This is a genomic window from Faecalibacterium sp. AM43-5AT, assembly GCF_003603345.1.
GTDB classification, from domain to species: Bacteria; Bacillota; Clostridia; order Oscillospirales; family Ruminococcaceae; genus Faecalibacterium; species Faecalibacterium taiwanense.
Window position 1 is genome coordinate 47409 of sequence record NZ_QVGZ01000006.1, and the last position, 15224, is coordinate 62632.

General features: G+C 57.4%; 12 protein-coding genes and 2 tRNA genes. All 14 read right to left on the reverse strand.

Annotated features, from left to right (window positions below; genetic code table 11):
• Window position 1 precedes the first annotated feature (1 nt).
• The gene (locus DW937_RS08830) at window positions 2–865 is read right to left on the reverse strand and encodes a branched-chain amino acid ABC transporter permease (protein ID WP_097776774.1); all 864 of its coding nucleotides are present in this window, start codon (window positions 863–865) and stop codon (window positions 2–4) included.
• Window positions 866–1890: 1025 nt separating this feature from the next.
• Window positions 1891–1962, reverse strand: a tRNA-Glu gene (locus DW937_RS08835).
• Between the two features lie 92 nt (window positions 1963–2054).
• Window positions 2055–2131: transfer RNA gene (locus tag DW937_RS08840), tRNA-Met, on the reverse strand.
• A gap of 203 nt (window positions 2132–2334) precedes the next feature.
• Window positions 2335–3666 carry a serine--tRNA ligase gene (gene serS / locus DW937_RS08845; RefSeq protein ID WP_005937144.1) on the reverse strand — a complete coding sequence of 444 codons (1332 nt, stop codon included), beginning with the start codon at window positions 3664–3666 and terminating at the stop codon, window positions 2335–2337.
• Between the two features lie 86 nt (window positions 3667–3752).
• On the reverse strand, window positions 3753–4622 hold the full coding sequence (locus DW937_RS08850; protein ID WP_005937142.1) for a ParB/RepB/Spo0J family partition protein: 870 nt from the start codon (window positions 4620–4622) through the stop codon (window positions 3753–3755).
• Between the two features lie 18 nt (window positions 4623–4640).
• Complete coding sequence (locus tag DW937_RS08855) at window positions 4641–5474, reverse strand: ParA family protein (protein ID WP_097774091.1); 834 nt, start codon at window positions 5472–5474, stop codon at window positions 4641–4643.
• A gap of 379 nt (window positions 5475–5853) precedes the next feature.
• The gene (locus DW937_RS08860; protein ID WP_120120694.1) at window positions 5854–6651 is read right to left on the reverse strand and encodes a ParB/RepB/Spo0J family partition protein; all 798 of its coding nucleotides are present in this window, start codon (window positions 6649–6651) and stop codon (window positions 5854–5856) included.
• A 159-nt stretch (window positions 6652–6810) separates the two neighbouring features.
• Window positions 6811–7518, reverse strand: coding sequence for a 16S rRNA (guanine(527)-N(7))-methyltransferase RsmG (gene rsmG, locus DW937_RS08865; RefSeq protein WP_120120695.1), 708 nt, complete (start codon window positions 7516–7518; stop codon window positions 6811–6813).
• Between the two features lie 19 nt (window positions 7519–7537).
• Window positions 7538–8095, reverse strand: a complete 558-nt coding sequence (locus DW937_RS08870; RefSeq protein WP_347561902.1) for a prolyl-tRNA synthetase associated domain-containing protein — start codon at window positions 8093–8095, stop codon at window positions 7538–7540.
• 31 nt (window positions 8096–8126) lie between these two features.
• Entirely contained in the window at window positions 8127–8354 is a 228-nt protein-coding gene (locus DW937_RS14720; RefSeq protein WP_133300972.1) for a hypothetical protein, read from the reverse strand.
• A gap of 318 nt (window positions 8355–8672) precedes the next feature.
• Window positions 8673–10541 carry a tRNA uridine-5-carboxymethylaminomethyl(34) synthesis enzyme MnmG gene (gene mnmG / locus DW937_RS08875; RefSeq protein ID WP_120120696.1) on the reverse strand — a complete coding sequence of 623 codons (1869 nt, stop codon included), beginning with the start codon at window positions 10539–10541 and terminating at the stop codon, window positions 8673–8675.
• Window positions 10542–10563: 22 nt separating this feature from the next.
• Complete coding sequence (gene mnmE / locus DW937_RS08880) at window positions 10564–11934, reverse strand: tRNA uridine-5-carboxymethylaminomethyl(34) synthesis GTPase MnmE (RefSeq protein WP_120120697.1); 1371 nt, start codon at window positions 11932–11934, stop codon at window positions 10564–10566.
• 10 nt (window positions 11935–11944) lie between these two features.
• Window positions 11945–13000: a GGDEF domain-containing protein gene (locus DW937_RS08885; RefSeq protein WP_120120698.1), complete on the reverse strand. Its 1056-nt coding sequence runs from the start codon at window positions 12998–13000 to the stop codon at window positions 11945–11947.
• Window positions 13001–13209: 209 nt separating this feature from the next.
• A complete protein-coding gene (locus DW937_RS08890; protein WP_243111451.1) occupies window positions 13210–15021 on the reverse strand; it encodes a 5'-nucleotidase C-terminal domain-containing protein in 1812 nt (603 codons plus the stop codon).
• Window positions 15022–15224: the final 203 nt, after the last annotated feature.

Genomic DNA, 15224 nt, shown 5'->3' on the forward strand with positions numbered 1-15224 from the left:
CTTATCGCCTCCTCAGAATCATGACCTGACGCACGACCAGAATGATGATGAAGGTGACGAACACGATCATATCACTGTAGGACGGGCTGATGAACAATGCACTCATCTGCTCCAGCAGGCCCAGGAAAATACCGGCGAAGAATGCGCCGGGGATGGAGCCCAGACCGCCCACGACCACGACGATCAGTGCGCGGAAGCCGAAGCTTGCACCTGCGGTGGGATAGATGGTGTAGAACTGGGTGAGCAGAGAACCGGCGATACCGGCCAGAGCAACGCCCAGACCATAGGTCAGGATGTAAATTTTCTTGACGTTGATACCCACGACCTCAGCACCAATGGGGTTCTGGGATACGGCGCGGATCTGCTTGCCGGTGGTGGAATACTTGAGGAAGGCAAACAGCGCAATCGCGACCACAATCAGGATCAGGAAGCTGATCAGACGGGGCAGCGCGATCGTGACCGGACCCAGCGGAATGTAGGTCTGGGCATAAGGGGTAATGATCTTATAATAGGTGGAACCAAAGATGACCAGAGCGCCGTTGGTGAGCAGCAGGCCCAGACCGACGGTGAGGAACAAAAGGTTCGTAAAGCTCTTGGTCTTGAGCGAAGGGGTGATCAGGGTGGACTGGATCAGCGCACCCAGACCGAACATGAGCACTGCGACGATAGGAAGGGCTACATAGGGGTCCACCCCAAAGTAGGTATACAGAACATAGGTGATGTACATGCCCACCATCAACATCTCGCCGTGGCAGAAGTTGACGATGTTCATAACACCGAAAATGATGTTCTGGCCCATTCCCATCAGGGAGTAGAAACCGCCCAGCAGGATCCCGTTTACCAGTGCTTGCAAAAAGACTTCCATTGACATCCTCCCGTTCTAAGCATCAGGCGATGGGAACAGATGATGCAAAAACTGCACGCTGCATCCGCCATCGGCCCGTACTCGTGATTGAAAATTGCCCTTGTGGACTCCATTTCCTCCCTTCTGCTCGTACAATTGATATATCATCTGTATTGTAACGTAAGTGCAGCCTGTATACAAGATATTATTTCCACCAAACTTTGTCATTAATTTATATGGAAAGTGCTAGAATATCCCGGATTTTTTGGTGTGCAAGTCAATTTTCGCGGTAAAAAATAGAGGATTGATGTCTCAATGACATAATTTTGTTACTATTTCAGGTCGAAAATCTGCGAAAAAATGTAGAAAGACCCGGCAGAAGAGCACTTGAACGTGTTCCTCTGCCGGATCTTTTATCCGTGATCTGGTATGTAGTATTCAAGACGAAGGCGCACCGCCGCCCTGTCTCGGGTTGTGGTTCCCAGCGTATGCTTCACGCCTTGGAGCGGCGTTCGCATCCCGCTGACCACGGCCCCAGCTTCGCTTCCCTGTACTCCCCTTTTTGTCGCTATGCGACATCTTCCCCCGACCGGGGGAAGTCTTTGCTCGCTGGCGGCGGTCAGCTCAGCTGCAATTCCTGTGCGGGTTGCATGAAACAGCAAGCACATTAGACATTCCTAGTCGTTGGGACCTGCAACAACGACGACCGCGGCCAGTGGCCGATGCAGGGAGGAGTTGTTGGGGCAGCGGCCAGCAAGACGCACGTGCCGCCCAAGGCACGCGCGGATGCTGGGAGCCGCAACCCGGGGCACTAAAAAAGAGCCCACTGGGCTCTTTTTTGCCGCCTGCGGGCGGCCGTGTTCCTTCGATTCCTCGTACGGGTCAAAACGGCAGCAACCACGGTAGACATTCCTGGCCGTTGGGACCCGCGGGCTAACCAAAGCCCCACTGGGGCTTTGGTTGCGGTGCTGCGCACCGCCGCCCTGTTCGATTCCTCGTACGGGTTGCATAAAAAAATCCCTGATCCTAAGATCAGGGATTTTTTATGACCCGTACGGGAATCGAACCCATGTTACAGCCGTGAAAGGGCCGTGTCTTAACCGCTTGACCAACGGGCCTTAGAAATACAGAGCTTCGCTAAAACCTCCGACTTCCATCGTCCACTACTGCAGACGACCGTCCCCCTAACCTTAGCGAAACTCTGTAAAAGTGGTAGCGGTAACTGGATTTGAACCGGTGACACTTCGGGTATGAACCGAATGCTCTAGCCAACTGAGCTATACCGCCACATATTGTTTGTGCACTCGAACAGTGCTCTATTATTATACCCACAGATACCCCTTTTGTCAACACATATTTTTAAAAAAATCATATTTTTTCGTATCGTCCAAAATACAAACGAAGATACGCAAAAATCCCGCTTTCCATTGAATAGAAAGCGGGATTTTTCAACCATTTATCCGAACCTTGTGGAAAAGCCGGTCAATTCTTCAACCCTTCTTATGGGTGGGAACCATGACCTTCAGGCCGCCCATATACGGCTGCAGCACTTCGGGGATGGTCACGGTACCGTCGGCCTGCAGATGGTTCTCCAGGAAGGCGATCAGCATACGCGGAGGTGCCACGCAGGTGTTGTTCAGGGTGTGGGCCAGATAGGTCTTGCCGTCCTTGCCCTTCACGCGGATGTGCAGGCGGCGTGCCTGTGCATCGCCCAGATTGGAGCAGGAGCAGACCTCGAAGTACTTCTGCTGGCGGGGGCTCCATGCTTCGATATCGCAGCTCTTCACCTTCAGGTCGGCCAGGTCGCCGGAGCAGCAGTTCAGCTGACGCACCGGGATCTCCATGCTGCGGAACAGCTCCACAGAGTTCTTCCACAGCTTCTCGTACCAGTCAGCGCTCTCGTCGGGGCGGCAGACCACGATCATTTCCTGCTTCTCGAACTGATGGATGCGGTAAATGCCGCGCTCCTCGATGCCGTGAGCGCCCTTTTCCTTGCGGAAGCAGGGGCTGTAGGAGGTCAGGGTCAGGGGCAGAGTGGCCTCGTCCAGAGTCTGGTCGATGAAGCGGCCGATCATGGTGTGCTCGCTGGTACCGATCAGGTACAGGTCCTCACCCTCGATCTTATACATCATGGCATCCATTTCCGGGAAGGACATGACACCCTGCACCACGTTGCCGTGCATCATGAAGGGAGGGATCACATAGGTGAAGCCCTTGTTGATCATAAAGTCGCGGGCATAGGCCAGCACAGCCTCGTGCAGGCGGGCGATGTTGCCCAGCAGATAGTAGAAACCGTTGCCGGCCACGCGGCCTGCGGCGTCCATATCGATGCCGTCGAAGCTCTCCATGATCTCGGTGTGGTACGGAATGGGGAAATCGGGCACCACAGGCTCACCAAAGCGCTGTGCTTCCACGTTGTAGGTATCATCCGGGCCGATGGGCACGCTGGGATCGATCATCTGCGGAATGGTGTACATGATCTCCTGAATGCGTGCGGACAGGGTCTCTTCTTCCTTTTCCAGCTCAGCCATCTTGTCGGCATCGGCCTTGACGGCGGCATTGTTGGCATCGATCTGAGCCTGCAGCTCAGCCTTCTGCGCCTCATCGGTGCACTTCTTCAGCTGGCCGAACAGGGGGCCGTTGGCCTTGCTCAGCTTGTTGCGGGCAGCCTTGAGGGCTTCCACTTCCTTCAGGCATGCGCGGTACTTGGCATCCTTCTCGATGACCTCGTCCACCAGCGGGAGCTTTGCATCCTGAAACTTCTTCTTGATGTTTTCCTTGACAGCGTCCGGGTTTTCACGGACAAATTTGATATCAAGCATGATTGACTCTCCTTGCTCTATTTCGGTTCGCACAGAAGATCCCCTCCCCTGTGCCGTTCAAAGACGGTCGCCCGCCTTGGATCGCTTTATTCTTCGTTCTGGTACTGTCCCAGCAGGTTGGCAAAGGCCCGCAGCTGCTCGTCTGAATAGAAATGCACGGTCAGCCTGCCCTTGCCGTCGTGGTAGGCCACGTTCACCTCGCTGCCCAGCACCTGCTTGAGGCTTTCTTCCACCTCCACCGGCAGGGTGCCGCGCGGCTGGGGTTCTCTGGGCTCCTTTGCGGGCTTTGCCAGCTTTTTGCACAGTGCCTCGGCCTGACGCACGTTCAGCTGGTTGTCTGCGATGATCTGCGCCGCCTGCTCCTGCAGCTCCGGCGTGGGCAGGCTCAGGATCACCTTTGCGTGGCCGATATTGATAAAGCCGCTTTTCAGCAGTTCCAGCACGTTTTCCGGCAGGTTCAGCAGGCGCAGGCTGTTGGCCAGTGCGCTGCGGCTCTTGCCCAGCTTCTGTGCCGCCTGCTCCTGCGTCAGGCCGCAGCGGGTCATCAGCTCCCGGATGCCGGTTGCTTCTTCCACCGGGTCCAGATCCTCGCGCTGCAGATTTTCCACCAGAGCCAGCTCCATGGCCTGCTCGTCGCTGACTTCCTTAATGACCACCGGCACATCGTTCAGCCCTGCCATGCGGCAGGCACGCCAGCGGCGCTCACCCGCCACGATGCTGTAGCCGCCCCGCGGACGCGGACGCACCGCGATGGGCTGCAGCAGACCATGCTCTGCAATGCTGGCCGCCAGCTCACCCAGCGCCTGTTCGTCAAAGGTCTTGCGCGGCTGTTCCGGGTCCGGTTCGATCTCACGCAGGGGCAAGGTGTCTACCTTTGCACCGGACTCAAAAACCGGGGCGGCATCTTCAAACAGACTGTCCAGCCCGCGGCCAAGTCCTCCTTTTCCTCTTGCCATTCATGTTCCCCCTGAGGTTTAATCTTCCAGAGCATTTTTCGTCTGCTCTGCGACGGGTGCACTTTTGCTGCGGGCCTTCTTGGGCTCGTGCGGGCGGTTGTTCTTGACAAATTCGATTGCCAGATCCATGTACGCTTCGCTGCCCTTGCCCTTGGGTTCATAGAAATTGATGGGCTGGCCGTAGCTGGGTGCCTCCGAAATGCGGATGGAGCGCGGGATGGTGGTCTTGTACACCTTGGAGCCGAAATACTTCTGCACCTGCTCCACCACCTGCACGGTCAGATTATACCGCAGTGAGAACATGGTGAACACCACGCCCTCGATATCCAGATACGGATTGTACTTTTTGCGAATGGTCTTTAAGGTGCTGATCAGCTCCGAAAGACCCTCCAGCGCGTAATATTCGCACTGCACCGGAATGAGAACGCTGTCGCAGGCACTCAGGCCGTTCAGGGTGAGCAGGTCCAGACTGGGCGGACAATCGATAAAGATGAAGTCATAGTCCTTCTGCACCTCGGCCAGCGCCTTGCGCAGGCGGCTCTCACGAGCGGGCAGGTCGATCATTTCCAGACTGGCACCGGCCAGACGGGTGTTGGAGCCGATGACATCGGTGCGGTACTCGGTCTTACGGATGGCCTCGGATGCCCGCGCCTCACCGATCAGGATCTCGTAGGTTCCCTTTTCCACGCTGCGCTTCGGGATGCCGTAGCCGGTGGTGGTATTGCCCTGCGGATCAAGGTCTACGATGAGCACCCGCTTGCCCAGCGCCGCAACGCAGGACGACAGGTTGACGGCGGTGGTGGTTTTGCCAACGCCGCCCTTCTGGTTCGCAATTGCTACAATTTTTGCCACGCACAATTCTTCCTTCCGGGAAAATTTAATTGTTCCATGTGGAACATTCGCAGTCATGCCCGCCGGTTTCCCGTCCATACAGACACCTTAACACCTAGTATAGCACATCCAAATCGGTTTTTGAACCATCTGAAGCGTTTTTCCGCTGGATTTTTAACTTTTAGAGGTGGGAAAACGGAAAAGCGGACACTTTGGGGAGAAAACTCCCCCGTCTGCTGCGCAGACAGCCCCCTCGGAGATGGGGCCCTTGACATGGCGGGAAAGCTGCCGGATAAATTGCAAAGTTTCCGGCACGCCAGAGGCTCCCTCTCCGAGGGAGCTGGAAAAACCGTCAGGTTTTGACTGAGGGAGTTCGTCCCCTGTTCCACATGGAACAATTTTACCGTTCGGCGGCGGTGGTTGGGATGCGCACCGTATATTCGATATACCCGTCCTTCTCCTCCCGGTGGGCAGTGGCGGGCACACCATTATCGGTCATCAGACGGATGGCATGGTCGATGGTGTTCACAAAAATACGCACATCCTTGACCATCGAGATGCGGTGCCTGCCTTTTGCAGGGGTGTTCAGCAGCTGTTCAATGTAGAGGTCGGTCTGCCGGGCATTCATACGACGTTTGGCAATGTTGATCAAGGCTTCGCTGCGGCGGTTCTCCGGCAGACGCAGCACCGCCCGGGCATGTCGCTCGGTGAGGCTGTTGTCCAGCACGAACTGCCGCTGGTCGGCGTTCAGCTGCAAAAGCCGCAGCTTGTTGGCAAGGGTGGGCTGCGCCATGCCCAGACGCTTGGCGGCTTCGGCCTGGGTGCAGTCCCACAGCACCATCACATCCTTTAAGCCCTGCGCCTGCTCAAATGGGTTCAGGTCGGCCCGCTGGATGTTTTCCAGCAGACCGAGCGCGGCGGTGCGCTCATCGTCGTAATCACAGAGGATGGCAGGGATGGTGTTCATTTTAGCAAGGCGGCAGGCACGGAGCCGCCGCTCCCCGGCTACCAGCTCGTAGCCGCCATCCGACACTTTTCGCACCGAGATGGGCTGCAGCAGACCATTTTCTCGGATGCTCTGGGCCAGCGCAGCCAGCTCCTGCTCGCTGAACTCCCGCCGTGCCTGAAACGGCGACGGCCTGATCTGATTGATGGGCAGGAAATAAATCTTGCCCGCCTGCTTTTTGCGTTCAAACATGGATACACGGCTCCTTTCGCGTGGTGGATGGGTTTTGTTTTTCACATTTTCCCGGGAAAGCGTGGAAAACTCAGGCTTCAGGCACAGTGTATCACACAAATAAAAGCCCTGCCAGAAGTTTCGTTCGGCAGGGTTTTACAAAATTCTATCGATATTTCGTTATTTCAACGGGCTTTTCGCAATTTTTCCGCCGTTTCTGGGGTAGGCTGTCGGAGTTTGCGAAATCTTTTTGCACAGGATCAGGGTGCGGGTGTCGCCGCCCGGAAGGTGCAGAGTGCGGGTTTCTTTGTACTCGCCGCCCAGCTTTTTGATGGCACCGCGCGCTGCGGCCAGTTCTTCCTCACCGGAAGAGCCTTTCATGGCGAGGAAATTGCCACCCACCTTTACCAGCGGAAGGCAGTATTCGGTCAGCATGGGCAGCGCAGCCACAGCCCGGGCAGATGCCAGATCAAACTGTTCACGCCACGCCTTGCGGGCGGCTTCCTCGGCGCGCTCCTTTGCAAACTCCACGCCGGTCAAGCCCAGCTGGGCACAGGCGTACTTCAAAAACTCCACCCGCTTGCCGGTGGGTTCCATCAGGGTCAGCTCCAGTTCCGGCTTGTAGATTTTGGTCACGATGCCCGGGAAGCCTGCGCCTGCGCCCACATCCACCATGCGGCCCGCCACTTCCGGCTGGCTGGCAAACAGCAGGCTGTCGAGGAAGTGCTTATCCTCGATCCCCTCGGGGTCGGTGATAGCGGTCAGGTTGACCTTCTGGTTGTAGTCCACCAGAATTTCGGCAAAGGCATCCAGCTGGTCCAGCTGGGTGCCGGTGAGAGTGATGTTCCATGTGGAACATTTTGCTTCAAGGCGCGGTTTATCGATCATACGCAGGTTTTCCTTTCTGTTATTCGCCGGTCAAGTGAACAAAGATCGGCTCGTGGTGCACGGCAGGCAGGAAAGTTTCCAGCACATCTGCCGTTCGCAGCTTGAGCGAGGAGGTGTTGATGCAGGGGTGGCAGCCGAGGTAATCCCCTGCCTTTATGTCCTCATCCATCAGCAGCTGCACCTTATTTTCAGCATCATTGGCAAGGCCCATAATGGAGGATGAGCCGGGCGTGCAGTCCAGATACTGCTCCATATCCTCGGGCGAGGCAAAGCTCAGGCGGGCAATGCCCAGCTGATGGGAAAGCTCTTTGGTTTTGAAGGGCTTGTCCCCGGGCATCATGAGCAGATAGAAGTTCGTCTTCTGCCGGTTGCACAGGAACAGGTTCTTGCACACGGTGGCATTCAGGCAGGCATCGATCACATGGCAGTCCTCCATGGTGTCGGCCTTCATCCAGCCGTGGTCGGTGCGCCAGAATTGGATGCCCAGCTTGTCCAGCAGGTCATAGGTACGGATCTCTTTTTCCAGCCGCCCGGTGCAGTCGGCAGGACGGCCCTCGTAAAGCTTCAGTTCTTCCATTGGTTGCAGCTTCTTTCTATGTTTAACGATTTCAAATGCCCTCCGCGTTGCTCTGGGCAAATTCATCGGAAAAATTATTTTTATATTTGCAAATCAGGAAAATCTGCGGATTTTCCTGATTTGCTTTTTCACACGGAAGGTCGTAATGGTAAACGGCATCTACTGCCGCTAACTCCCTGCGGGAGCATTCACGCAGCAGAAAATGCACAAGCTTATCCGCACGGCGCGTCGCGCAAGCGACTCGAAATCGGCGGAACACAAAAAATCCTCTAGTGAAGCGACTTGGATTTTTTGTATGGAGCCCATCTTCTTTGGGATTATTAAGGGCGAGTAGCCCTTAATTCGTGCCTCCCGCGCCTCGAAAGTAGCGGAGACCTTGCCTCGCTGAACACGCGGCATTTGCTTTGCAAACCGGTCTGCGGCTTAAAAGCCCCACTGGGGCTTTCATGCCCTGTGGGCACCGCCGTCCTTTCTGGTTCTCTTTTGGCACGCAAAAGAGAACATCCCCGGCGGCGATGCATTTTGTAAAAGGCATGAAGCCCGCCCCACACGAATACTCTCTGTGCGGGAAGCAGGCTCACTTCCTCGCTGCCAGTGCAATGCTCAGCTGCGCCACATCGGAGGGCGATACGCCCGGGATGCGCCCCGCCTGACCGAGGTTCTTCGGCCGGATGCGGGCCAGCTTTTCGCGGGCTTCCAGTGTCAGGCCGGTCAGGTCGGAATATTCAAAATCATCTGGGATCAGGGTCTTTTCGTGCCGGGCCACGTCCCGGATCATCCGATCCTGCCGGGCAATGTAGCCCGCATACTTGATCTCGGTCTCCAGCCGTTCGGCCAGCATGGGGGTGATCTGCTCTCCCCAGCCGATCATACCCGCCAGCAGCGGATAGCTGATCTCCGGGCGGCGCAGCAGCTCTTCCGCAATGCCGCCCTCGGCAGCAGGGGCAAGACCGGCCGCTTCCATGGCGGTGCGCAGGTCGGCGGTGCGCAGATGCGTCTCGTGCAGGCGGCGGCGCTCCGCTTCCAGAATGCTCTGGGTGTGCTGGTACTTGGCCCAGCGGTCATCCTGCACAAGGCCGTATTCCCTGCCGATGGGGGTCAGCCGCTGGTCGGCGTTGTCCTGACGCAGGGTCAGGCGGTACTCGCTGCGGCTGGTCATCATGCGGTAGGGGTCCATGACCCCTTTGGTGACCAGATCATCCACCAGTGTGCCCAGATAGCTGGTGTGGCGCGGCAGAATGAGCTGCTCTTTGCCCAGCGCATTGCGGGCGGCGTTCAGTCCGGCCAGCAGGCCCTGGGCGGCGGCTTCCTCGTAGCCGGAGGTGCCGTTGAACTGACCCGCACCGTACAGTCCCCGCACCACCTTGCTTTCCAGCGTGGCTTCCAGACTGGTGGGGTCTATGCAGTCGTACTCGATGGCGTAGGCCGGGCGCATGATCTCAATGTTCTCAAAGCCCCTGATGCTGCGGTAGAAGGCATTCTGCACATCCTCCGGCAGGCTGCTGGAGGCACCCTGCAGATACATCTCTTCGGTGTTCTCGCCGCAGGGTTCCACAAAAATGGGGTGGCGGTCCTTGCCCGCAAAACGCACCACCTTATCCTCAATGGAGGGGCAGTAGCGCGGGCCAACACCCTCGATCATGCCGCCGTAGAGCGGGCTGCGCTGGATGTTATCCAGAATGATCCTGTGGGTCTCGGGGTTGGTATATGCGATCCAGCACTCCACCTTGTTATGCATGGGTGCATCGGTCATAAAGCTGAAGGGCTGCAGCTCATTGTCCGGGTCGCCGGGCTGGCATTCCAGCTTGGAAAAATCGATGCTGCGGCGGTGCACCCGGGCAGGGGTGCCGGTCTTGAACCGGCGCAGCGGCAGCCCGGCAGCCTTCAGGCTGTCGGTCAGGGCGTTAGCGGCGTGCATCCCGTCCGGGCCGGAGGCGTACCACGCATCGCCCACAAAAATTTTGCCGCCAAGGTTCGTGCCGGTGGCAATGACCACGCATTTGGCGCTGTATTCCCCGTTCAGCTGGGTCACAACGCCCTTCACACGGCCGTTCTCGGTCTCGATGCTCACAACCTCAGCCTGATGGATGGCAAGGCCGGGCGTGAGTTCCAATGCATGCTTCATATATTCATGGTAGCGCTTGCGGTCGGTCTGCACACGCAGGGCGTGCACCGCCGGGCCTTTGCCCTTGTTGAGCATCCGGCTCTGCAGATAGGTGGCATCTGCAGCAAGGCCCATCACGCCGCCAAGCGCATCCAATTCACGTACCAGCGTGCCTTTTGCCGTTCCGCCAATGCTGGGGTTGCAGGGCATGTTGCCAATGGCATCCAGACTCATGGTAAACACGGCCGTTCTCGCGCCCAGCGTTGCGGCGGCATGAGCTGCCTCGATACCAGCGTGGCCGGCACCGATGACGATAACGTCATAATCTCCTAAGTGGTTCATATACTTTTCCTTGGTTTTTCTTTTATTTTCCCACGCAGAAACGTTCAAACACCTGTTCGATCACAGCTTCCGAGGCGTTCTCACCGGTCAGGTCGCACAGGGCGGCCAGTGCGTCGTCCACACAGACGGAAACGGCATCCAGCCCAAAGCCGCCTGCGGCAGCATCCAGTGCACCGGCCACAGCGTCCCGCGCACGCAGTGCGGCGGAAAGCTGACGCTGGCCGGACAGGCTGGCGGCATGGGGGTCGATCTGGCTGGTACCCAGCAGGCGGGCCACCGCAGCGGAGATCACCTTGCGGCTCTCCTCCTCCTGACAGCACACCGGCAGCACCATGGCAAAGCAGGGCGCTATGAACTCTGCGTCAAATTGCGTTGGTTTATCCTCTTTGTTGATAAGTGCAATGGCTGGACGGCCTGTGCAACGCTGTGCAAGCTCCAGATCTTCCCGCGTGGGCGGCTCAGAGCCATCGAACACAGCCAGGATCAGGCCTGCCTCCTCCAGCTTTTTCCAGCTGCGGCGGATGCCCTCGGCTTCAATGGCATCTTCGGTCTCGCGCAGACCGGCGGTATCGAACAGATTCAGCTGGATATCCCCCAGCTGTACCGCCTGCTCCACCACGTCACGGGTGGTGCCAGCCACCGGCGTGACGATGGCCCTGTCGAACCCGGCCAGCAGGTTGAGCAGTGTGGATTTGCCCGCATTTGGTCTGCCCACAATGGCGCAGTCCACACCTTCGCGCAGGACGGTATCCGCCTGATAATTATGGATCAACTCGTCCAGCTCTGCCTTTACCCCACTCAGTACGCGGTGCAGATGGTCACCGTCCAGCTCCGGCACATCCTCTTCGGGAAAATCCACCCATGCGGCAAGGTGAGCCTGAATGGCGGTAAGCGCTTCCTTCTGGGCACTGATCTTCTTTGCCAGCGCACCGCCCAGCGCGGCATTGGCCAGCGCGGCACCCTGACGGCCATCCGCCGAGATCAGATCCATCACCGCTTCGGCCTGCGTCAGACCCAGCTTGCCGTTCAGGAACGCGCGGCGGGTGTACTCGCCGGGCGCGGCAGGCTGAGCACCGGCAGCAAGACAGGCTTCCACCAGACGGCGGGCCACGGCGCTGCCGCCATGGCAGGAAAGCTCAACCACGTCCTCGCCGGTATAGCTGTGGGGCGCGCGGAAAAACAGGGCCACGCCCTCATCAAAGGCTTCGTCCCCTTCCCGGAATGTGCCGTACATGGCGGTGTAGCCTTTGGCATCCTCCACCTTTTTTGCGGCGTTGGCCGGGCGGAACACCCGGGCTGCTATGGGATAGCTCTCCGCACCGGAGAGCCGCACGACGGCAATACCGCCTGCGCCCGGCGCTGTTGCAATGGCTGCAATGGTCGTTTCCTGCATGGTTTTCCTTTCAGCGTCCCTGCTGCTCTCGCAGGACGCGGTAATGCTCTTCCTTATCAAGATACATCCGCTTTTCTGCCTTGCGGCACAGCGCACCGACATCGATGCCGCCCGCACTCTCGGTGGCAACCCCCACGGCCACCGAGTAACCCGCGCTGCCCACGATGGAGACAAAATCCTTTACACATTTGCGCACAGCCGGATCCTGCCGGTCCGTCACATAGGCTAAAAATTCATCGCCGCCAATGCGGTAGCAGTTGTTTTTGCCAAACATTTCCCGTATTTCCAGCGCCACCACCTGCAGCATCCGGTCACCTTTGTCGTGGCCTTCGCTGTTGTTCAGGTCATGCAGGCCGTTCACATCCATATAGATGCAACTCAGCGACACCGAGCAGCGGGAAGCCCAGTCCTCCCGCTCCCGTTCGTAAGCATTGCGGTTCTTCATGCCAGTAAGGATATCAAAACTGGCGATTTCGCGCATCCTTTTGCGGGAGAGTGCGTTCTGGTACATGGTGATCATGGTAAATGTTGAAATGATGCAGGAGATCACCCCAAAAAACACCGCATTGACGATATCCACCGTCACGGTGCGGCCGCTTTCAAACACGACCACCATCCCGATAAAGATGCCGTCAAACAGAAGCGCATTGGCAATGTGCTGGATGGGCGGCATCATGAACAGCAGTGGCACCGCCAGCAAAAATGCAATGAAGGTGACAGAAAGCTCTTCCGGCGCGTGCACCGCTTCCGCAATGCCCAGCGCATACAACATAGCTGCAAAGGCATACATCAGCCACCGCAGAAGCAGGCCGTTTTGATCCGGGAACATCAGATCCACAACACGCAGGCCCGCGCACACCACAAGGGCGATGCAATAGAACAGGCTGTGCTCTCGCAGAACACCGATCCCTCCCGACAGGCAGGTGATTGCAAACAACAGGCCGCACGCCATGTTCAGGTACACATGCATCTTTCTGCGGTTCTCTTCCTCGATCTCCGGCTGACAGTCCCTGTAATCCTGCACTTCCAGCCCGCTATAACACAGGAGCTTTTGGATCTGGTTCAACGCTGTCTGCCTTCTTTCTGCAAGATCCCTGTGATCCTTTTTCTTTCAAAAAAGATACCAATACTTTTTTATTGTACCACGAAAATTCACAGAATGATACTGTTTTTCAACCATTTCCCGGGAAAAGGTTGAAAAAAGCGTCTTCTATTACGCAAAAGGGGCCTTCCGGCCCAAACCGGAAAGCCCCCGTTTTTACAGAGATCTGTTTTTTAGAACTTGGCGATATCCGCCGTGGTGATGGCCTTGCCGGGCAGCGTGCGTGCATCGGCGTTCTCATTCAGGGCCAGCTTGCCTTCGCGCAGCAGCTGCACAGCCTTCTGGTGATCGGCAGCCTTCCAGTTGTTGCCCACGATCTTCCAGTTGTTGTTCACGTGCGGCTCAATGGTGCCGCCCTTCACGGTGCGGATGTACTCGCCCAGCAGCTCGCGGATGCCGCCCACGTCGCCGCGCACATCGATCTCCAACAGCTTGGGCAGCTCTTCGCCCGGCAGGAAGATGTCCGCAGCCGTCAGCAGCTGGGTGGTGGCGCGGTAGTTGTTCACTGCCACAACAAAGGTGTCGGTGTCCTTTACGGCCTTGCCGTTCGGCCACTTGAGGTTCTTGATGCGGTGGCCCGGCTCCTTGGAGATGTCCAGCTCGTAGCTGACACCCTCAAAAGCATCGTACAGGTAATAGCGCACCGAGGGATCAAAGGCAATGGTCACTTCATCCGGCTTCCATGTCTTGAAGAAGGCAGCAGACCACTCCATGAAGCGGCGCAGCTGCTCGCCGGTCATCTGCAGCTTGTACAGGGTGTTCTGGTAGGTGTAGATGCTGGCCATATCACACTTGCGGATGGTGCCCGCGCGCATCTGGGAGGTCATGGAGGTCAGGGCGGTAGCAGAGACCTGCGCACCGGTGTAGTACATCTGCACTTCGTTGATGAAGTCCAGCAGCGCGGTATCCTGCACCATGGCCTGCGGCAGGCAGTCGATCTCGTTTTCGGGGGCCAGATCGCCGCCCTTCAGCTCGCCAATGGGAGTAACAGCGTCTTCCTTGGCGCGGGTGTCGTAGGAGGCCAGCAAAGCGGTCAGCTCCGGATCGGGCTCGTACTCCTTGATCTGCAGGTTTTCAGAGGTGCGGTTCACGACCTTCCACTTACCGTCCAGCTGGCGCTCCAGATAGACGTGGATCTCGGACAGGGTGGCACCGGCGTTCTTGTTCTCCACCACCAGCACGTTGTTGATCATCATGTTGGGGATGCTCCTGTGGCCGTGGCCGCCCACGATCACATCAAACTCCGGGCAGGCATTTGCCAGATCGGTAACGCCGGAGCCGTACACACCGTACTCGTTCTCGGTATCCATGTGCATGACGCCGATCAGAACATCCACCTGATCCTTGATCTTATCAATGATCTTGCGGCTCTCGTCCACGGGGTTGGTGACAGTCCAACCCTCCAGATTCTTGGCATCCCAGCGGATGATGTTGGGGGTGACCATGCCGATGACACCGATCTTGACGGTGCCCTTCTTGATGATGGTGTAGCCGTCGGCCAGCGGGGTGCCGTCCGGTGCGTAAACGTTGCCGGTAAGCACCTTGGCCTTCTGCTGTCCCATGACCTTTTTCAGCACATCCATGCCGTAGTTGTACTCGTGGTTGCCGGTGGTCCAGATATCATAGCCGATGGCATTCATGGCAGCGACCATGGGATGCAGGTCATCGTTCAGGAACAGCTCTGCGGAGTTGGCCTGAATGGTATCGCCTGCATCCACCACCAGCGTGTTCCGGGTGCGGCACTGCTTGATGGCGGTCGCCTGCTGGGCCACACTGCCGGAAGCATCTGCCTTATTGGCGGCGTAGTCCCATGGATCGAATTTGCCGTGGGTATCGCTGGTGGCAAGGATCTGCAGATCCATGCTCCACAGGGACTTGATATCACAGGCGGCTGCAGAGGGTGCCATGCAGCTGGCGGCTGCGATGGTTGCGGATGCCCCTGCACCACGCAGGAAGCTGCGGCGGGAGATCTTGTTCTGAGCCATAGTTGAATACCTCTCTTTTCATCATTCTGTCTGTTCTTCACGAACAGAACGCTCTTGACTACAGTATAAAGCCTTGACCAATTGTTTTACAATTGCCATTTAAGAGAAAGATTTCGGCAAAAAACAGGCAGGTTCTCCAAATTTTGAGAAGAATGACTTTTTTCGTGTTCAGTATACCGCAACAGCTGCCCGACCCGAAACCA